Source organism: Brevundimonas sp., from assembly GCF_035627055.1.
Classification (GTDB): domain Bacteria; phylum Pseudomonadota; class Alphaproteobacteria; order Caulobacterales; family Caulobacteraceae; genus Brevundimonas.
Window position 1 is genome coordinate 1 of sequence record NZ_DASPMM010000006.1, and the last position, 18,686, is coordinate 18,686.

Annotated in this window: 16 protein-coding genes and 1 tRNA gene; 4 read left to right on the forward strand and 13 right to left on the reverse strand. The window is 70.2% G+C overall.

Annotated elements, in window-relative coordinates:
- Window positions 1-735 (reverse strand): MoxR family ATPase (locus VEA98_RS02115; RefSeq protein ID WP_324810717.1); only part of this gene is annotated, 735 nt, incomplete at its 3' end.
- Between the two features lie 270 nt (window positions 736-1,005).
- Here VEA98_RS02115 and VEA98_RS02120 point away from each other — a divergent pair.
- Complete coding sequence (locus VEA98_RS02120; protein ID WP_324810718.1) at window positions 1,006-1,851, forward strand: flagellin; 846 nt, start codon at window positions 1,006-1,008, stop codon at window positions 1,849-1,851.
- Between the two features lie 56 nt (window positions 1,852-1,907).
- Here the strand turns inward: VEA98_RS02120 and VEA98_RS02125 are convergent, their stop codons facing one another.
- The 8 genes from VEA98_RS02125 to VEA98_RS02160 form a co-directional block, all read right to left on the reverse strand.
- Window positions 1,908-2,591 carry an exopolysaccharide biosynthesis protein gene (locus VEA98_RS02125; RefSeq protein WP_324810721.1) on the reverse strand — a complete coding sequence of 228 codons (684 nt, stop codon included), beginning with the start codon at window positions 2,589-2,591 and terminating at the stop codon, window positions 1,908-1,910.
- A gap of 86 nt (window positions 2,592-2,677) precedes the next feature.
- A complete protein-coding gene (locus VEA98_RS02130; RefSeq protein WP_324810723.1) occupies window positions 2,678-3,313 on the reverse strand; it encodes an exopolysaccharide biosynthesis protein in 636 nt (211 codons plus the stop codon).
- A 54-nt stretch (window positions 3,314-3,367) separates the two neighbouring features.
- The gene (locus VEA98_RS02135; RefSeq protein ID WP_292258404.1) at window positions 3,368-3,550 is read right to left on the reverse strand and encodes a DUF3008 family protein; all 183 of its coding nucleotides are present in this window, start codon (window positions 3,548-3,550) and stop codon (window positions 3,368-3,370) included.
- A gap of 68 nt (window positions 3,551-3,618) precedes the next feature.
- Window positions 3,619-4,782: an isovaleryl-CoA dehydrogenase gene (locus VEA98_RS02140; protein WP_324810727.1), complete on the reverse strand. Its 1,164-nt coding sequence runs from the start codon at window positions 4,780-4,782 to the stop codon at window positions 3,619-3,621.
- 38 nt (window positions 4,783-4,820) lie between these two features.
- Window positions 4,821-6,167 carry a lysozyme gene (locus VEA98_RS02145; RefSeq protein WP_324810729.1) on the reverse strand — a complete coding sequence of 449 codons (1,347 nt, stop codon included), beginning with the start codon at window positions 6,165-6,167 and terminating at the stop codon, window positions 4,821-4,823.
- Window positions 6,168-6,244: 77 nt separating this feature from the next.
- Window positions 6,245-7,639: a magnesium transporter gene (gene mgtE / locus VEA98_RS02150; protein WP_324810806.1), complete on the reverse strand. Its 1,395-nt coding sequence runs from the start codon at window positions 7,637-7,639 to the stop codon at window positions 6,245-6,247.
- A 79-nt stretch (window positions 7,640-7,718) separates the two neighbouring features.
- Window positions 7,719-7,805 (reverse strand) — tRNA-Leu (locus VEA98_RS02155).
- Between the two features lie 51 nt (window positions 7,806-7,856).
- The gene (locus VEA98_RS02160) at window positions 7,857-8,108 is read right to left on the reverse strand and encodes a FliM/FliN family flagellar motor switch protein (RefSeq protein ID WP_291832481.1); all 252 of its coding nucleotides are present in this window, start codon (window positions 8,106-8,108) and stop codon (window positions 7,857-7,859) included.
- Window positions 8,109-8,183: 75 nt separating this feature from the next.
- Here VEA98_RS02160 and lipB point away from each other — a divergent pair, with 75 nt between their 5' ends.
- Entirely contained in the window at window positions 8,184-8,927 is a 744-nt protein-coding gene (lipB, locus tag VEA98_RS02165) for a lipoyl(octanoyl) transferase LipB (RefSeq protein ID WP_324810731.1), read from the forward strand.
- Here the strand turns inward: lipB and VEA98_RS02170 are convergent.
- Both VEA98_RS02170 and VEA98_RS02175 read right to left on the reverse strand, forming a co-directional pair.
- Window positions 8,924-10,900 carry a CASTOR/POLLUX-related putative ion channel gene (locus tag VEA98_RS02170; protein WP_324810733.1) on the reverse strand — a complete coding sequence of 659 codons (1,977 nt, stop codon included), beginning with the start codon at window positions 10,898-10,900 and terminating at the stop codon, window positions 8,924-8,926. The two genes, lipB and VEA98_RS02170, sit on opposite strands and share 4 nt — an antisense overlap.
- A 170-nt stretch (window positions 10,901-11,070) precedes the next feature.
- A complete protein-coding gene (locus VEA98_RS02175; protein WP_324810735.1) occupies window positions 11,071-11,622 on the reverse strand; it encodes an OmpA family protein in 552 nt (183 codons plus the stop codon).
- Window positions 11,623-11,842: 220 nt separating this feature from the next.
- On the opposite strand from VEA98_RS02175, the gene VEA98_RS02180 reads away from it, so the two are divergent.
- Window positions 11,843-12,676, forward strand: a complete 834-nt coding sequence (locus VEA98_RS02180; protein ID WP_324810737.1) for a hypothetical protein — start codon at window positions 11,843-11,845, stop codon at window positions 12,674-12,676.
- Window positions 12,677-12,850: 174 nt separating this feature from the next.
- Window positions 12,851-14,794: a terminase large subunit domain-containing protein gene (locus tag VEA98_RS02185; protein ID WP_324810738.1), complete on the forward strand. Its 1,944-nt coding sequence runs from the start codon at window positions 12,851-12,853 to the stop codon at window positions 14,792-14,794.
- A gap of 12 nt (window positions 14,795-14,806) precedes the next feature.
- Here VEA98_RS02185 and VEA98_RS02190 read toward each other — a convergent pair whose 3' ends face one another.
- Together VEA98_RS02190 and VEA98_RS02195 are read right to left on the reverse strand one after the other, a co-directional pair.
- A complete protein-coding gene (locus VEA98_RS02190; protein WP_324810740.1) occupies window positions 14,807-15,214 on the reverse strand; it encodes a response regulator in 408 nt (135 codons plus the stop codon).
- A gap of 64 nt (window positions 15,215-15,278) precedes the next feature.
- Window positions 15,279-18,575 (reverse strand): EAL domain-containing protein, encoded by a 3,297-nt coding sequence (locus tag VEA98_RS02195; RefSeq protein ID WP_324810743.1) that lies wholly within the window; start codon window positions 18,573-18,575, stop codon window positions 15,279-15,281.
- Between the last annotated feature and the right edge of the window lie 111 nt (window positions 18,576-18,686).

Genomic DNA, 18,686 nt, shown 5'->3' on the forward strand with positions numbered 1-18,686 from the left:
CTCGTCGATGTCCTCGACCATCAGCAGCTTCAGCCAGTCCAGCAGCTCCGAGGTGGAGGGCTTCTTCTTCAGGCCCGGCGCCTGGCGGATGTCGTAGAAGATCTTCAGCGCCTCGGACACCAGCCGCGGCTTGATGCCGGGGAAGTGGACCTCGACGATCTGGCGCATGGTCTCGTCATCGGGAAAGCGGATGTAGTGGAAGAAGCACCGGCGCAGGAAGGCGTCCGGGAGGTCTTTCTCGTTGTTGGAGGTGATGATCACGACGGGGCGGACCCTGGCCGCGATGGTCGTGTCGGTCTCGTAGACGTAGAACTCCATCCGATCGAGCTCCTGCAGGAGGTCGTTCGGGAACTCGATGTCGGCCTTGTCGATCTCGTCGATCAGCAGCACCGGGCGAATCGAGGCCGTGAAGGCCTCCCACAGCTTGCCGGGCTTCAGATAGTTGCGGACGTCGTGGACGCGCGCCTCGCCCAGCTGGCTGTCGCGCAGCCGCGAGACGGCGTCGTATTCGTACAGGCCGTTGTGGGCCTTGGTGGTCGATTTGACGTGCCAGGTGATCAGCGGGGCGCCGAGGGCGCGCGCGATCTCATAGGCCAGCACCGTCTTGCCGGTGCCAGGCTCGCCCTTGATCAGCAGCGGCCGCTCCAGCGCGACGGCGGCATTGACCGCGATCTTCAGGTCGTCGGTGGCGATGTAGTTCGAGGTGCCCTCGAACCGGTCGCTCTGGCGGGTCATGGACGGCTCCGGTGCTGACGGCACCGGGTTAGCGAAGGCGGCCCGGGTTAACAACGATCATATGATCGGCGCGCCGGGGCGGGGGACCGGAAAAGATCGGCCGCGCCGCTCAGCCAGAGCGGGCGAAAACTGCCGGGCTCGGCCGCCGGTCACAGGATAATGCCCGGCGAAACAACATCTTGCGGCCTGCGAGTCCCCGGCCCGTTCCTTGCGTAGTCGCCCGCGAACCAGAACCGGTTCTCCGGCCAGAAGGCCGTTCCCACCTCCAGAATGGAAGGACAGCCGATGGTTATGTCGGTCAACACCAACGTGGGCGCGATGATCGCGCTCCAGAACCTGAACGCGACCAACGCCCAGCTGGCGACGACGCAGAACCGGATCAACACCGGGAAAACTGTCGCCAACGCCAAGGACAACGGGGCCATCTGGGCTATCGCCCAGGGCCAACGAGCCGAAATCGGGGCGCTGAACGCGGTGAAACAGTCTCTCGATCGTGGCGTCGCCGCGGTCGATGTGGCGCTTGCGGCGGGTGAGACGGTCTCCGACCTCTTGCTGCAGATGAAGGAGAAGGCACTGGCGGCGACCGACGCGTCGCTCAAGACCTCGGCCCGAGCGGCCCTCAACGAGGACTTCAAGGCTCTGCGCGACCAGATCGCCTCGGTCACGGGCAACGCCGAATTCAACGGGGTCAACCTGCTGAAGACCGGCGCCACCGGGTTCCAGGCCCTGGCCAATGCGCAGGGTACGTCCACGCTGACGGTTGGTGCGGAAGTCATGGCTCTGGGCAGCACGACGGTATCCGTCGCCACCACGCAGTCGATCGACACCCTGACCAAGGCGACGGCCTCGCTTACGGCCGTCAGCAACTCCATCGACGCCGTTTCGGGCGCGCTCGCGCGTCTGGGCACGAAGTCGAAGGCGCTCTCGACCCACATCACGTTCGTCGGCAAGCTGTCGGACGCGCTGGAGTCGGGGGTGGGCAACCTGGTCGACGCCGATCTGGCGAAGGAAAGCGCCAAGCTCCAGGCCCTGCAGACGAAGCAGCAGCTGGGGGTTCAGGCGCTGGGCATCGCCAACCAGACTCCGCAGCTGGTCCTGTCGCTGTTCCGCAGCTGACTGTTATCCGGTTCTCGCAGGCGTCGGAGGGTTCGCCCTCCGGCGCCTCGTGCGTTTCAGCCGCCGAACAGGCCGCTGAACCACGCCCAGGCTTGAGGCATCAGCCCCTGGGCCCACTCCCAGACCGGCAGGAGCCAGGGCGAGACCCACTGCCATGTCAGCCAGATGATCAGGCCGGCGAGGCAGATCAGGCCGAAGGCGCACCAGCCGATCAGGACGGCCAGACCATCCCGCTGCATCAGGCCGAAGCCGAAGGTCGAAATGATGAGCGCCGGGATCAGATTGCCGCCCCAGATCGGCAGCACGAGGATGAAGGCCAGCAGGAAGGTGGCGATGCCGATCAGCACCTCCGACACCTCGCTTGTCATGATCGTCAGGCGCGGCTTCGACAGCCGCTCCATCTTGCGGAGCCTCGGCAGGACGGTGTCCAGCCCGTTCCGATAGGCCTCGCGCTCGATCGAGCGGCTCAGCGCCCATTTCGGCAGCCACAGCTGGTCTTGGCGGATGATCAGCTGCAGTCCGATCAGCAGCAGCGGCGCACCCAGGATCGTGGTCGTCCCCGGGATGATGCCGATGGCGATGTTCATCAGACCGAAGAACAGCATCAGCGCCCCGAAGCCGCGCTCCCCGAAGGCATTCACCAGCTCCCCGAGATAGAGCTTCGGATCGCGCTTGGTCCCGATGTCCTCCAGCACCTGCGAAAAGGGCCGCGTGTCGCTTTGATAGTCGTAGTCGGGCATGGGCGGCTGCGGGAACTCGCGCGACGGGGTTCTTCGATCTAGGCGGGACCGTGGGCGGGCGCCACTTAACAAACATCCATGCGCCGTCAGACGATCCGGCCGATCCAGTCCATGCCGTGGGTGAAGCCGGCCACGATCAGCTTCCAGGCCAGGAAGAGCACCGCGACGGTCGCGGCGGTCAGCAGCCAGCCGACGATCACGGCGAGGCCGTCGCGCTGCATCACGCCGAGAGCGAAGAAGCCGACCGCCACCGCCGGCAGCAGGTTGGCGCCCCAGATCGGCAAGACCAGCACCACCGAAAGGAAGACGCAGGCGAGACCGATCAGTCCTTGGCCGAACGGTCCGGTCAGGAAATGCAGCCGGGGCCGCGACAGGCGCTCGGTCGTCTTCAGTCCGCGCTGGAAGCGGCCGCTCAGCCGTCTGAAGGTGGCGCGTCTGACGGCGATCCGCTCGGTCCAGCGCGGGACCCACAGCTCGTCGCGCCCCCCGGCCAGTTCCATGGACAGCAACAACAGCGGCGCGCCGGTCAGGGTCGTGCCGCCCGGCGGCCACGGCATCATGTTGATCAGGGCGAAAAAGAACATCACCGGTCCGAAGGCCCGGTCTCCGAACGCCTCGACCACCTCGCCGAGACAGAGCTTCTCACCCGGCTGGCGGCCGAGCTTCTCCACCACCTCCGAAAAGGCGCGCGGCCGCCCCGTCGACGTCTGGATCAGCGTCATGCCGCGACGCTAGCCGGGCGCGCGACCGCGGTCATCCGGGTTCGCGCGCGGCGCTCAGTGCTTGACGTGCTCGGGTTTGCCCTTGCGCTTGGTGTGGGCGAACTCCTCGAGCTGCTTCTCGCTCATCGACATCATCGACTTCGAGGCGCCCTTGAGCTCCGACTTGGGCGTGTCGCCGCGCTTGGCGGACAGGGCGGCCCCGGCGGCCTTCTGCTGGGCGGCGGATTTGGCGGGCATGGCGGTGTCTCCTTTCGTCGAGGAGCAACCGCGCAGTCACGATGCCGGTTCCGCGCCGGAGCCTCGGGTCAGCTCCCGAGCAGCTCCCGCCCGATCAGGAAGCGCCGGATCTCGTTGGTGCCTGCCCCGATGTCGTACAGTTTCGCGTCGCGGACCAGCCGCTCGACGGGCCACTCCTTGGTGTACCCGGCGCCGCCCAGCGCCTGCACCGCCTCTAGGGACACCTTCACCGCATTCTCCGACGCCAGCAGGATCGCGCCCGCGGCGTCGTAGCGCGTCGTCTTGCCCTGGTCGCAGGCGCGAGCGACGGCGTAGACGTAGGCGCGGGCCGAGTTCAGGGCGACGTACATGTCCGCGACCTTGGCCTGCATCAGCTGGAAGGAGCCGATGGCCTTGCCGAACTGTTTTCGCTCGCGAACGTAGGGCAGGACCACGTCCAGCGCTGCCTGCATGATGCCCAGAGGGCCCGCCGACAGCACCGCCCGCTCATAGTCGAGCCCGCTCATCAGCACCCCGGCGCCGCCGCCGACCGGGCCCATGACGTTCTCTTCCGGGACCTCGCAGTCCTCGAACACCAATTCCGCCGTGTCCGACCCGCGCATGCCCATCTTGTCGAGCTTCTTCGAGACCGAGAACCCCTTCATGCCGCGCTCGATCAGGAAGGCGGTGACGCCGCCGTTGCCCTCGCCGGTGCGGGCGTAGACCACCAGGGTGTCCGCCGACGGAGCATTGGTGATCCAGAATTTGGTGCCGTTCAGGACGTAGCGGTCGCCGTCCTTCCGGGCCTGGGTCCGCATCGACATGACGTCCGAGCCCGAGCCGGCCTCCGACATCGCCAGCGAGCCGACGTGCTCGCCCGAGATCAGCTTGGGCAGGTATCTGCGCTTTTGCTCTTCGGTGCCCCAGCGGCGGATCTGGTTGACGCAGAGGTTGGAGTGAGCCCCGTAGCTGAGGCCGATCGAGGCCGAGGCGCGCGACACCTCCTCCATGGCCACGACATGTTCGAGATAGCCGAGGCCGAGGCCGCCGTACGCTTCCTCGACGGTGATGCCATGCAGGCCCAGTTCGCCCATCTCGGGCCACAGCTCGCGACGGAACTGGTTCTTCTCGTCGATCTCGGCGGCCAGAGGCGCGAGGCGATCGGCGGCCCAGCGGGCGGTGGTCTCGCGGATCATGTCGGCGTTCTCGCCGAGGCCGAATTCCATCGATTGGGGGGCGTTGGGAATGCTCATGAGCGGGGGCGTAGCACCGCGCCGCGCGACAGGCAAAGTCAGTCGCGGCGGCCCCAGCGCACGAACAGGTTCCACGACGACACACCGACGCAGATCACGCCGATCAGGGCCAGCACCCAGCCGATGACGACGTAGTCGTTCAGCGACGAGTCATCGAGCATCGCCTTGCGGAAGGCGGCGGCGGCGGCGGCGCAGGCGGTCAGGCCCGTGACGCCCATGATCAGGAAGGCCCCGGTGACGCTCCAGTCGAAGCGACGTGGCGCGGACGGTTCGGCCTCGTGACGAAGCACCGACAGCGTCGGCTCATCCTCGAACAGGACGGTGTCGTCTTGCGGCGCCGCGGGTTCAGCGCGCTGGTCGGGCTCCCAGACAGGACGCCCGGCCTCGACGAAGTCCGCCTCCGTCGCCGGCGTCAGCACCAGCGGTTCATCCACCGGCATCGGGGGGAACGGCGACGCGCCGGGCGCAGGCGGGACCAGCGGCACGACGGGCGTCGGCGCGACATCCATGGGGGGACCCGGAGGGGTCTCCGGCCCGGGCGTCGCCTCATCCCCTACGTCTGTCCGGGGCGCCGGTTCCGGTCCAGGCTCGGCTTCTCTCTCAGGCTTTGGCTGCGCGGTCGGAAAGCCCGGCAGCGGTCCCACGATCGCGGGGGCGTAGGCCGAATAGCGTTGCAGATGGATCGTCGTGACCGTGGGCGCGGTCGCGAAGGCCGTCGCTTCGAACGCCGGCGCCTCCGCTGCGGGCTCCGGATGGGTCGGCGCGTCCGGCTCAGGCGCGGCGGCGGCGCCCGTTTCGCCAAGGAGGCTGGCAACCGCGGCCGCCCGGGCCTCGGCGGCCTCGCCGGGTTCCGGCTCCGCATCGGGTTGCGCGGCGTCCTCGATGGGCGGAGGCGGCAGCGGGGCGGCCAACAGGTCGGCCAGATGCATCGGACTGGCGGGATCGGCGACGAACAGGGCCCGCTCGGCAGCGCGGCGGCGCAGGCGCGCGTCTGGCGGCGTCTGCTCTGGCCAGCCGATCAGGGCGTCGGCCGCCTCGCCGGCCAGTCCCTGGTTCAGTCGTTGCAGCACGTCGGAGGCGAGGAAGCGCTCGACGCCCACCGAAACGGCGAAACTGGCGAGGGCGTCGAACTGGTGCTGGTTCAGCGGCGCCGACACCTGCTCGTTCAGCGCCTTCACCACTGGCAGCAGGTCGTACTGCAGCAGCAGTTCGGCGTCCTGCTCGCTGACCGTCAGCCCCTCGCGCGCCGACAGCGTATGGCCGTAGCCGATGACCCAGCCGCCGTCGTCGTCCCGCACCGCGCGCGGCCGAAAACCCTCGAAGCTCTTGATGAGGACGATCCCCTCGCGGGAGACCTTCAGACGTGGGGTGGTCGCGTCGGACACCGGATTGACCCAAATCGAGACGGACGTGCTCGCTCAATGGGAGAACCAGCAAACCCCGCGCCGGTCCAGAGGCCGGTTCAGGTCAGCACGATGGTGGCCAGGCCGAGGAAGATCAGGAAGCCGAAGAAGTCCGTCGTCGCCGTCACGAACACGGCCGAGGAGACGGCGGGGTCGAATTTCAGCTTCGACAGCGTCAGCGGCGTCAGCACTCCGACGGTTGCGGCGACCAGCAGGTTCAGCACCATGGCGGCGGCGATCACCAGGCCGATGCGCCAGTCCTCGTCGCGGAACCACAGAGCGGTGGCGATGCCGATCAGCGGGGCCAGCACCATGCCGTTGGCCAGGCCGACCGCCAGCTCGCGCCAGAAGGTGCGGGGCGCATTGGAGCTGTTCAGTTCGCGCGTCGCCAGCGCCCGCACGGTCACCGTCAGCGCCTGCGTCCCGGCGTTGCCGCCGATGGCCGAGACGATCGGCATCAGAATCGCCAAGGCGACGATCTGCTGGATCGTGCCCTCGAACCAGCCGATGACGCTGGCGCCCAGCACGGCGGTGGCCAGGTTGATCGCCAGCCAGGGCACGCGGCCGCGCACGATCTCGGTGACGGACGAACCGCGGTCCTCGTCGGACACGCCGGCGAGGCGGAGGATGTCCTCGCGGTTCTCCTCCTGGATGATGTTGACGATGTCATCGACGGTGATCTGGCCCACCAGCCGCCCGGCCGCGTCCGTCACGGGGGCGGAGATCAGATGGTATTTCTCGAAGATGTAGGCGACCTCTTCCTGGTCCTGGTCGACGGTGATCTCGTTGACCGGGTCCATGATCTCGGTCAGGGGCGTCGGGCGCGGGGCGCGCAGCAGGCGGCTGATGGCGACGCCGCCGACGGGTTTGTTCAGGGGATCGACGACATAGATGTCGAAGAACAGCTCGGGCAGCTCCTCGCCCTGCTTGCGGATGTGGTCGATGGTGTCGCCGACGTTCCAGAACTGGGGCGCAGCCATCACCTCGCGCTGCATCAGGCGGCCGGCGGAGTCTTCCTCGTAGCCCAGAGAGCTTTCGATGGCGGCGCGGTCGACCTCCGGCATGGCGGCCAGGACCTTCTCGCGCTGGTCGTCCTCGAGGTCTTCGACCACGGCGGCGGCGTCGTCGGAATCGAGTTCCTGCAGCGCCTCGGCCAGGGTCAGGTGCGGGACGCGCTCCAGCACTTCCTCGCGGATGCCGTCGTCCAGTTCCGGCAGGGTGTCGGCGAGCAGGTCCGGCGGCAGCCACAGCACCACCACGGCCCGGTGCTCGGAGGTCAGGAAGCCCATCAGGTCGGCGACGTCGGCCGGGTGCAGGTCTTCGAGGAGGGACCGCAGTTTCAGGCCGTCGCCGGCGTCGGAGGCGTCGACGACCTTCTCGACGAAGGCGGGCGTCAGGACGTAGTCCTCGTCCAGCGCCACGTGCTCGATTTCGTCGTCAGCGGCGGGGGGCATGTGCGAGTCGGCGGTGTTGCTCACGCGGGCCTCCTCTCACATTAGCTGACAAGCCGTTGGTTTACCTCAATAAAGTCGATGGTGCGGTCGAGAAGACTCGAACTTCCACTCCGGTTAGGGAACAGCGACCTCAACGCTGCGCGTCTACCAATTCCGCCACGACCGCTCGCATCGGAGGGGGGCAGATAGCGGAGGTCGGGGGTAAATGGAAGGGGGTTCAGGCCGCCCCGGCCATGAAGTCGTAGACGTCGGCCGCGCGGGTCACGGTGATGGCGATGCGGTCCTCGCGGATTTCGATCTCGCCGCGGGCGACCGGGTGATTGTTGGCGAGGATCCAGACCTCGTCATGCTCGGAGGCGTCGAGCGGAATCACCGCCCCGCGGCCCATCCGCAGCAGCTGGCTCATCGGCAGGACAGAGCGTCCCAGCACGACCGAAATCTCGACATCGACGGCTTCGATCTGTGACACGGGGGACTCTGACGCTGACTGGGACTGGGCGGGTGGTTGTTGCATGGCGCTCCCAACCCCCACATTGAGGGCGACATGCTTTCCCAGTCCTTAAATTCGCGGGCCCCGGCCCCGGTCTCGCCGAAGCTGATCCGGGCGGACGGAGCCCCGGTCGAATGGGCCGTCTCCGCCGGCTACGTCGCCTACCCCGCGGCGGTCGAGGCCATGGAGGCCCGGGCGGCGGCCATCGCGGCCGGCGAGGCCCCCGAGCTGGTCTGGCTGCTGGAGCATCCGCCGCTGTACACGGCCGGGGTCTCGTCGAAGGACGAGGACCTGCTGGACGCCGGGCGCTTCCCGGTCCATCGCACGGGCCGGGGCGGCCAGTTCACCTATCACGGCCCGGGCCAGCGGGTGGGCTATGTGATGCTGGACCTGAACCGGCGCGGCAAGGACGTGCGGGCCTTCGTGCGCGGGCTGGAGCAGTGGATCATCGGGGCGCTGGGCGAGTTCGGCGTCGCCGCCGACGTGCGCGACGGGCGGGTCGGCGTCTGGGTCGAGCGGAAGGGCCCCGGCTGGTCGCGTGAGGACAAGATCGGGGCCATCGGCGTCAAGGTCCGCAAATGGGTCAGCTTCCACGGCGTCAGCCTGAACGTGGAGCCCGACCTGTCCCACTTCGGCGGCATCGTGCCGTGCGGCATCCAGGAGCACGGTGTGACCAGCCTGGTCGACCTGGGCGTCCTGGCCACGATGGACGAGGCCGACGCGGCGCTGAAGACCAGTTTCACCCGCGTGTTCGGGGCGACAGCGGCCGGAGCCCCGCCGGCCCAGGGCGACGGCTAGTCCTCGGCGAGGACGATGACCCGGTCCTCAGGCTCGAAGATCACGCGTTCCGACCGGGGCGGATTGACCACCACCCCGCCCATGTTGCGGCCGTCGTCGACATCCGGGCGGCGGCGGCGGTAGCCAATGGCGGTTTCGCCGCGCCGACGGGCCGCCTCGGCCACGGTGTAGAAATTCACCGGCAGGTCCAGATCCACATAGTCGCCGATTGGCCGCATGTAGATTTCGGAGCCGTCCTCGTCGAGCAGGTCGTCGAAGATGGCCGAGAGGTATTCGTTCTCGGACGCCTGGGCCAGCATCAGGCTGACGAGCCGGTTCGACACCACGAAGTCGTCGGCGCGGGTGACCTCGGCCAGCTCCCGGTTGCGGATGTCGATCATCTCCGAGACGACGCTGATGTGCTCGCCGAGCCGTTCGGACAGCTTGCGCAGGTGCAGCAGGGTGATCAGCGTACGGGTGTCGGCCGACTGGGCCTGCATGTGATCGGAATAACCGAGCACCATGACGCTGTCGTAGGTCAGGGGTTCGAGCGCCTCGAGCGAGGCGGCGTGGCCGGTGTCGATGATCCGGACCTCAAGCTTCATGTTCTTCGAGCCGAGCGGCAGGGCGGCGATCTCGCCGGCCAGACCGGGCGTGTCGGCGGCCACGGTCAGCAGTGAGCCGGGTCGGACGTAACGCGACAGCTCGTGGGCGATCATCGGGCCGCGCCGGTTCCAGCCGATGATCAGCACGCGCTCGGCCGCGCGTCGGGTCCGGACCGGCGCGCGGATGGCGGCGACGTCGACCGCGTCCTCGGGGAGCGGGGTCATCCGGATCGCGGCGTCGTCCTCGGCGATGATGACGGCGCGGCTGCCGGCCGCGATCACCTCGTCCATCGGCGGGTTCATGCGCACCCTGCCGTCCGGATAGCGCAGACCGATGAGGGTCGAGTCCTCGTAGGCCATCAGGGCGTCGCCGTAGGCGACCCCGGTCAGGTCTTCAATTTCGGTGGTGTAGATTTCGCAGCCGTCGAAATCGAGCAGTTCGGAATAGACCGCCGAGAGGCCCGCCTGGCGGCTGGACTGGACCACGATGCGGGAGATCAGGTCGTCGGCGAGGACAAGCTGGACTTCGTCGCCGCCGACGATGCGGGCCACTTCGGCGTTGCGGGCGTCGCGCAATTCGGCGGCGATGCGATAGCGTTCGGTCCGGCGGTTGGGATCATTGGTCAGGGCCAGCACGGTCTTGATCACGCAACTGTCCGGGTCATCGGTTCCCTCGGGAGAGACCACGATGATGGAGCGGCAGGCTTGGGCGTTGACCAGGCTGAGGTCGAACAGGTCGGTCGGGTCGCCGTTGCGGCAGATGATCCGGGTGTTGCCGAGGTTCGGGACCTTGTCGGCGATCTCGTCCTCCATCTCGACCTTGTCCCGGTCGGCCATGATGACGATGCGGGGGTGGCGGCGGCTGGCGTTGGCGATGACGAGTTCCGACAGGATGTCGAAGATCGACGGCGACCAGTTGAGGATGATGGTGTGGTCGCTCTCCAGCACGCGCGACCGGCCCTTGCGAAGGCCCTCCAGAGCTGAATCGAGTCCGGCCGAGATGATCGAGATCAGGGCCGAGAAGACCAGGATGCCCATCAGGGTCACGAACAGGGTGACCAGCCGGAACACCCAGCCCGAGTCGCCGCCCATGGTCCCGGCGTCCATGGTCCGCATCAGCGACTGCCACGCCGCCTCGATGAAGTCGAAGCCGCCGTCCGGCCCGATGCGCGTGAGGGCCAGCACCGTCGCCGCCAGCACGATCACGCACAGCGAGACCAGCGCCAGCCATCCGGCCAGCGCCACCGGGCCGGCGGCCATGCTCTTGTCGAAGGCGTAGCGCAACCGCTCGCCGAGGGTCACAGCGCCGGCCGGACCCTTGGTCGTGGAAACCTTGGCGGCGGCCTTTGCGGAGCCGCGCGCAGCCCCGGCGCGGATAAGCGAACCCATGATCGGCGATCTCCCCGCGCGCCCCCCGGCGCTGGAACCGCCGACCGGCGCCCGGCGGGCGCAGCGAACAGCGTTACCGTCCCGTCTATCCGGAACAGTCTGGAAGATACAGCGAATCCGGCGCGAAGCGGCCTCCCCGCAAGGAAGCCGCTCCCGCTCGGTCGGGACGCCTAGCTCAGGACGACGATCGCCACGCGCCGGTTCTGGGCGCGGCCCTCGGGCGTGTCATTGGGGGCCACCGGGGCCGCCTCGCCGTAGGAGATGGTCGCCATGCGGTTCAGGGCGATGCCGTCGCGGCTGAGGAAGCGGCGGACCGCCTCGGCCCGGGCCTCGCCGAGCTTCTCGTTGTACTCCGCGTCGCCCGTGGCGTCGGTATGGCCTTGAATTTCAAGATAGACGTTGCGGTTCTCGGCCTTGAGGCGCTGCACCAGTTCGGCCAGCCGGGCCTCGGCCTCCGGCGACAGGGCGTCCTCGTCGACCGGGAATTTCATCGAGTCGTCCGACAGCACGACCTCGTAGAGGAATTTGCCTTCCGCCAGTTTGTGGGCGGCGTTGGCCCGCTCGAGCGCCTGGCCGGCGAGGCCTTCGACGCCGGTCACCCGGGTGTCGACCACCTCCACCTGGTCGCGCACGAACCGGTGGCTGGCGCAGCCGCTGGCCGCGAAGCCGAGGGCGAGCACCGCGCCGGTCAGAGCCGCCGTTCTGAATGTCGATCGTTGCAAGATGAAGTCTCCTGTGAATCCCCGAAGGTCCAGCTAGCTGAGCGGTCACGGCGGAGTGATGACCCGCACAAGGCCAGAAAATGTCAGCTTGGCCGTAAGCAGCGATGATCCGCTAACCGTCCGCCACGATCCTGACGCGGGTAGATGATCTGCAAGACGCAGAAGAACGTCTGCGGCTGCACTCGGAAGGCGAATGTCTATACGGAACGCGGATCGGGGAATGCTGAAATCCCGCGCCCGCCGCCGGACGTGGCTGCTGGCGGGCGGCGGCAGCGTGGGCCTGCACCTCGCCCTGCTGGCGGTGATCCTCCTGGTGCGGCCGGCGGGGGTTCCCGCCCTCGCGCCCGCGCCGGTCCCCGAACCGGTCGAGGTCACCCTGTTCCGACCGCCGCCGCCGCCGCTTCCGGAGCGCCGGACCGAGGCGCCGGCCGAGGCCGGGACCGCCGCGCCGCCCGATCCGGCCCCGGCCGCGCCCGATCCGCCGGCGCCGCCGCGTCCCGTCCCGCCGCGGCCGGCCCCGCGTGCGGCCCGGGTGATCGCCCCGCCGCCGCCCGACGTCGAGCCGCTGCCGGCGGCCGCGGCGGCGCCGGCGCCGGTGTTCGCCAGCCTCGGCGAATCCCAACTGGCCGGGGCGATCACCGCCGGCTCGGGGTCAGGCCAGGGCTCTGGCCAGGGCTCCGGCCAGGGCTCGGGCGCAGGGGAGGGGAGTGGATCGGGTCCCGGCGGCGACGGCGCCGGCTGCGACATGGTCCGCCGCCTGCAGGAGGCCTTGCGCGCCGATCCCGAGGTGCGCGCCGCCGTGGCGCAGGCGCACCGGGGGGTCGGTCCCGGCCGGGCCCTGCTGGTCTGGGACGGCGACTGGATCCAGACGCCCGGGCAGGCCGGCAAGGGCCTGGCCGGGGTCCGTCAGGCCATCGCCCTGGAGGTCGCCTTCGCCCCCGAGGCCTGCCGCCGCCAGCCGATGCGCGGGCTGGTGCTGATCACCTTCGCGGGGGGACCGCGGGTGGTGTTCGGAAAGGCGGGCTGGCGATGGACGGAACTGCTGGGGCGGTAGGGGCGGAACCGGACCTCGATCGCCCCGGATCCGAAGCGAAGTCGTCGCCGGTGTGCTGACAATCCGGGCTGAACCTCCCTAATAATTTCAGCCAAGGCGTTGAAATGGCGGGCTCTCATTGCGAGCCCAGCGTCCTGAACCCGCCACAGGAAGCGGCGGCCCGATAATGTGCGGATGAAGAGCGCGCGCACAGACAAGAGCAGGGCGACACCGTCGGCGGTCGAGCCCTGGCCGGAGGACACGCCCTACAGGCAGAGCCGGTCCGGCATGGGGCCGGCGCGGTGGCGGACGCTGCTGGAGCGGTATGTCGCGGGCGAGCCCATCCGGGCCCTGTCGGCGGAGTACCGGGTCCACGTCAGCACGATCTACAGACAGGCCGCCAAGGCGCGGATGCGAAAGCGCGACGTCAAGGCGAAGACCCTGCCGAAGGGACCGGCGCCGGTGGTCGTCCGCGCCGAAGCGGGGGAGGTGCGGGTGGTGTGCGCGGAACTGGCCTTCCGCTTCGACGCCGGCGACCCGGAGGCGACGGTCGCGTCGATCTATGAGCGGGTCACGGAGGCGGCCCCGGTGGGGCGGGACGACCTCGTCTCCAAACTCTATCGGATGGCGAATCAGACGCTGATCCTGGCCGACCGCCTGGACCGCCGGCGGGAACGGCGCAGCCTCTTCGCCCGGGAGGCCGCGCCGGCCGACGGGCCGGCGGGGGCGCCGCTGGTGCTGCGCGAGTCGCAGCGGCCGCCCCGGTCGCTGCCGGACGGTTCGCCGTGGTCGACCTGGCTGTTTCTCGGCGGCCGCGGCGCCGGCAAGACCCTGGCGGGGGCCAGCTGGCTGGCCGACCAGGCGGAGGCGCTCGGCCCCCGCGGGCGGCTGGCCCTGATCGGTCCGACGCTGCACGACGTGCGCGAGGTGATGATCGAGGGCGTCAGCGGCATCCGGTCGCTGCCGCGCTGGACCCGGGCCACGCGCCCGCGCTTCGAGGCGTCGCGCCGGCGGCTGGTGTTCGCCAACGGCTGCCAGGCCTACGCCTTTTCGGCCGAGGACCCCGACAGCCTGCGCGGGCCGCAGTTTTCGGCGGCCTGGGCGGATGAGTTCTGCGCCTGGCGGGGGAGCGGCCCGAGGGGGGCGGCGGAGACGCTGGCGCTGTTGCGCATGGGCCTGCGTCTGCCGCTCTCCCCCAAGGTCGAGGGTCGAGGGTCGAGGGGCGAGGGCGACTCAGCCCCCGATCTTGCCTCCGCATCTCAAGCCTCTTCCTCCCTCGACCCTCGCCCCTCGACCCTCAACCCTTCTTCAAGCCCCGCTCACCCCCGCCTCGTCGTCACCACCACGCCGCGGCCGACGCGGGCGCTGGTCCGGCTGAGGGACGAGGCGTCGTGCGTGCACACCCATGCCCCGACGGCGGCCAACGCCGGGCATCTGTCGCCGGGGTTCCTCGACGGGCTGCAGGCGCTGTACGGCGGCACGCGGCGCGCGGCCCAGGAACTGGAGGGACTGATCGTCGAACTGGACGGGGCGCTGTTCACGGCGGCGATGATGGCGCGGGCCAGGAGGGTCGAGGGGCGGGGGGCCGGCGGCGAGGGCGACGCCGCGCCCGACCCCGCCTACGACCGCGTCGTCGTCGCCATCGACCCGACCGCCTCGGCCGGCGGGGCCGCCTGCGGCCTGATCGCCGCGGCCCGCTATCGCCGCCCGGACGGGGTCCGCTGCGCCGACATCCTGGCCGACCGTTCCATCGCCGGCCTCGGCCCCGACGCCTGGGCGCGGCGCGCCGTGGGCCTCGCCGGCGAGTTCGGGGCCTCGGCCCTGGTCGCCGAGGTCAACCAGGGCGGGGACATGGTCAAGGCGGTGCTGAAGACCGCGGGCGCGAAGCTGAAGATCCGCGAGGTGCACGCCACGCGCGGCAAATACGTGCGCGCCGAGCCGGTGGCCGCCCTGTACGAACAGGGCCGCATCCGCCACGCCGGCGCCTTCGACGCGCTGGAGGAGGAGCTGATGGCCTTCGGCGGCGAGATGGAGGCGGCGGGATCGCTGGACCGGGCCGACGCCCTGGTGTGGGCGATCACCGACCTGCTGGTCGACGCGCCGGACGGGGAGCGGGGGCCGAGGGTGAGCCGGCTGTGAGGCGGCGCCGGCCTATTTGGCCTCGGCGACCATGATGTCCATGGTCGGGCGCGGCTCGGCGAGCATGCGGTCGACCGTGTGGGCGAAGGTGTCCAGCCGCAGGGGCTTCACATAGGTCTCGTCGGCGCCGAACAGGCGGGCCATGCGCAGCAGGTCGCCGACCCCCACCCGGCCGCCGGAGGAGATGGCGAGGATGCGCAGGTCGGGATAGAGGCCGCGGGCCTCGATGATGGTCTCGAGGCCGTCCTTGTTCGGCATCAGCATGTCCATGACGACGAGGTCGACCTTCATGGCCGCGAGGACGCGCAGCGCCTCGTCGCCGTCGGCGGCGGAGACGACCGCGTGGTTGCCTTCCCGAAGCAGTTCGGCCGCGATCATCTGGATGGTGGGGTCGTCATCGACCACTACGACTACGGCCATCTTGTCCTCCGGGCCCGATGATGCGCGAACAGCGCTACGGAAGCTGAAACAGGGATGATTAACGTCATGCCGCCACCGCCTCGCCGAAGGGCAGGGCGTCGAAGGCGACGGGGCGCGAATAGACGAAGCCCTGGATCATGTGCACGCCGGCGGTGCGCACGAACTGGGCCTGGGCCTCGGTCTCGACGCCCTCGCAGACGACCTGCATGCCCAGCGAGCGGCCGACGGCGATGACGGCGTGGATGATCGCCGCCGAGGCGGTGTCGTCGAGGCAGTGATCGACGAAGCTGCGGTCGATCTTGAGGGTGGTGAAGCGCAGCTCGCGCAGGGCGTGCAGGCTGGTGTAGCCGGCGCCGAAATCGTCGAGGGCGACGCCGACGCCGAGGGCGCCGAGCCGCTCGAGCGTGGGCCGGGCGGCGGGGATGTCGAGGATGGCGGTCTCGGTGACCTCGATCTCAAGGCGCTCGCCGGGACAGCCGACGCGGGCCAGGGCGGCCCCGACGCGGTCGGCGAAGTCGGGCTGCTGGAACTCCACGGCGGAGGCGTTGACCGAGACCTTCAGCCCGGGGCGGGTGACGGCCAGGGTGAGGGCCCGCTCGAGCACGAAGTCGGTCAGGCAGCGGATCGAGCCGTCGGCCTCGAGCCGGGGCACGAAGTCGGCGGGCGACACGGCTTCGCCGGTGGGGCGGGTCCAGCGGGCCAGGGCCTCGGCCTTGCCGGCGAACTGGCCGGAGCGGTTCATCATCGGCTGGAAGACGACGTCGAGCTCGCCGGCCCGGATGGCCTCGCGGATGTCGGGCCGGGAGTCGGGCCCGGGGCCGGGGGCGGGGGCGAGGGCCAGGCCCATGGCCTCCAGGGTGCGGGACACGAGGCCGGACAGGGCGGCGACGGCCTCGGCGGGACAGTCGCCGGCGCGGGCGGCGGTCTCCAGGGCGGAGGCGGCCTCGGCGACGGCGCGGGCCCCGAGGCTCAGGCTCATCGACTTGAGGGCGTGGGCGGCGCGGGCGGCGTCGTCCAGGTCGCCGGCGGTTTCGGCCGTGCGCAGCTCGGCGAGGCGGAGCGGGGCGTTCTCGGCGTAGAGGCCCTGGACCCGCTGGACGAAGTCCTGGCGGCCCGAGGCGGCCATGCGGTCGAGGTCGGCGCGGATGGCGGGGTCGAACAGGTCGTCGGCGGCGGGGGCGGGCGCGGCGGCGGCGGCCGGCGGGGCGGCGGCCACGGCGAAGGCGGCGCAGTGGCGCACCAGCGCCGTCTCGATGTCGTCGAGGGTGAAGGGCTTGTGGATGACGCCGTCCATGCCGGCCTCGACCCAGGCGTTGGCGGCGGTGCCGATGACATGCGCGGTCAGGGCCAGGATGGTGGCGCGGGGGCGGCCGGTCTCGGCCTCCTCGCGGCGGATCATGGCGGCGGCCTGGAAGCCGTCGAGGCGGGGCATCGACCCGTCCATCAGCACCAGATCGAAGCGCTCGCTCCTGAGCCGCTCGACCGCGTCGAGACCGTCGACGGCGAAGGCGGCGTCGACGTCGAACTGGTTGAGCGCCTCGGCGGCGACCTCGCGGTTGACCTCGGAGTCGTCGACGACGAGGACCCGCGCGCCGGGGAAGCGCGAGCCTTGGTCGCCCGCCTTGCGCACCCCCTGGCCGGGGTCGAGGCCGATCGACAGGCGATGCAGGCCCTGGAGGAATTCGTCGCCGCGGAACGGGCCGGTCAGCACCCAGGTCCGGTCGGCGGCGGCGGCCGGGACCACGCGCACGCCCTCGGCGGGATCGGCGGTGATCCGCGCCTCCGCCTGATCGCTGGAGACGACGGGCAGGCCCAGATGGTCGGCGTAGAGCTGCAGGACGGCGAGGGTGCAGGCGGCCGGGCCGTCGAGGCTGATCGACCAGCCCGGCTCGAACGCCGGCAGGGCGGGGGCCTCGCCGATCGCCGGCATGGCGGCGCGGAAGCCGAAGCAGGAGCCCTCGCCCTCGCGGCTGGACAGCACCCATTCGCCGCCCATGGCGCGGACCAGCCGGTCGCAGATGGCCAGGCCGAGGCCGGTGCCGCCGTGCTTGCGCGTGGTGCTCTGGTCGGCCTGGGAGAAGGCCTCGAACAGGCCGGGCAGCTTGTCGGCGGGGATGCCGGGGCCGGTGTCGACGACGCTGAGCTCGATGCGGCCGGAGCCGTCGGTGGCCGGCTCGATGCGCAGGGTGACGCCGCCCGTCTCGGTGAATTTGATGGCGTTGTTGGCGAGGTTGCTCAGCACCTGGCGCAGGCGGGTCGGGTCGCCCTCGACCGGTCCGAGCGACGGATGGACATAGACCGCCAGGTCCAGCCCCTTCTCGGCGGCGCGGCCGGCGAACAGGCTGGCGACGTCGGCGGCGATGACCCCGAGGTCGAGCTCGACGCTCTCCAGCTCCATCTTGCCGGCCTCGACCTTCGAGAAGTCGAGGATGTCGTTGATGATGCTGATCAGCGACTTGCCGGAGCTGGCGATGACCTCGGCGTAGCGACGCGGCTTCTCGGGCAGGTCGGCGCGGTTGAGCAGGTCGCTGAGCGCCAGGATGCCGTTCAGCGGGGTGCGGATCTCGTGGCTCATCACCGCCAGGAAGTCCGACTTGGCGGCGTTGGCGGCCTCGGCGGCGGCCTTGGCCTCGGTGAGCTGGGCGGTGCGCTCGGCGACGGTGGTTTCGAGGCCGGCGACGTGCTCTGCGATGCGCCGGTCGCGCTCGCGCAGGCCCTGGAGCATGGAGCGAACGCCGTCGGCCAGGTCGCCGACCTCGTCGTCGGCCACCACGTCGGGGTCGGTGGAATAGTCCTGGGTGTCGCGCACCTGGTTGGCGAAGGCGGCGAGCTGGACGATAGGCCGGCTGATCCGGCGGCCCAGCCGCAGGGCGATAAGAAGGCCCGCGAGGGCGGCGACGCCGACGCCGAGGATGGTGATCATGATCGAGCCGAGCACCCGCTCGCGCACGCCGGGCGCCTTGGCCAGCAGGGTGATCTGGCCGACCGGCTCGCCCTGGCTGACCACCGGGGCCTGGACCTCGATGGTGCCGGTGTTGAGCACCGACCAGACGGAGGCCTGGCCGCCGTCGCCGACGCTGACGTCGGAGGCGAGGCGGACGCCGCCGCCGGTCTCGGCCAGCAGCCGGCCGTCGCGCATCTGGATGCGGCCGTAGGTGACGTCGGGCATCTGGGAGATGGCGCGCAGGGCGGCGAAGGAGCCGGCCCGGTCCTCCGCCCGCACCGACTCGGCGGCGAGGGAGCCGATGACCTTGGCGGTGCGGGTCAGCCGCTCGGTCTCGGCGGCCGTCTGACGCCGGGCGTCGGTCCATCCAAGAAGCGTTGCCGTAACAACCGCGGTCGCCGCGAGCGCCGAAAGCACAAGGACGACAAGCTTTCGCCCGATCGTACGGTATCCGACATTGCGAACCAGTAGTGCCAAAACCCGCCGCTCCTCGTCGTCAGGCGCAGCTATACTGACCTTTAATGACTT

Excerpts from the sequence above, each read along its gene's own strand:
- VEA98_RS02120 (WP_324810718.1), top strand. The coding sequence starts at position 1,006 with ATGGAAGGACAGCCGATGGTTATGTCGGTCAACACCAACGTGGGCGCG.
- VEA98_RS02125 (WP_324810721.1), bottom strand. The coding sequence starts at position 2,591 with ATGCCCGACTACGACTATCAAAGCGACACGCGGCCCTTTTCGCAGGTG.
- VEA98_RS02130 (WP_324810723.1), bottom strand. The coding sequence starts at position 3,313 with ATGACGCTGATCCAGACGTCGACGGGGCGGCCGCGCGCCTTTTCGGAG.
- VEA98_RS02135 (WP_292258404.1), bottom strand. The coding sequence starts at position 3,550 with ATGCCCGCCAAATCCGCCGCCCAGCAGAAGGCCGCCGGGGCCGCCCTG.
- VEA98_RS02140 (WP_324810727.1), bottom strand. The coding sequence starts at position 4,782 with ATGAGCATTCCCAACGCCCCCCAATCGATGGAATTCGGCCTCGGCGAG.
- mgtE (WP_324810806.1), bottom strand. The coding sequence starts at position 7,639 with ATGCCCCCCGCCGCTGACGACGAAATCGAGCACGTGGCGCTGGACGAG.
- lipB (WP_324810731.1), top strand. The coding sequence starts at position 8,184 with ATGCTTTCCCAGTCCTTAAATTCGCGGGCCCCGGCCCCGGTCTCGCCG.
- VEA98_RS02170 (WP_324810733.1), bottom strand. The coding sequence starts at position 10,900 with ATGGGTTCGCTTATCCGCGCCGGGGCTGCGCGCGGCTCCGCAAAGGCC.
- VEA98_RS02180 (WP_324810737.1), top strand. The coding sequence starts at position 11,843 with ATGCTGAAATCCCGCGCCCGCCGCCGGACGTGGCTGCTGGCGGGCGGC.
- VEA98_RS02185 (WP_324810738.1), top strand. The coding sequence starts at position 12,851 with ATGAAGAGCGCGCGCACAGACAAGAGCAGGGCGACACCGTCGGCGGTC.
- VEA98_RS02190 (WP_324810740.1), bottom strand. The coding sequence starts at position 15,214 with ATGGCCGTAGTCGTAGTGGTCGATGACGACCCCACCATCCAGATGATC.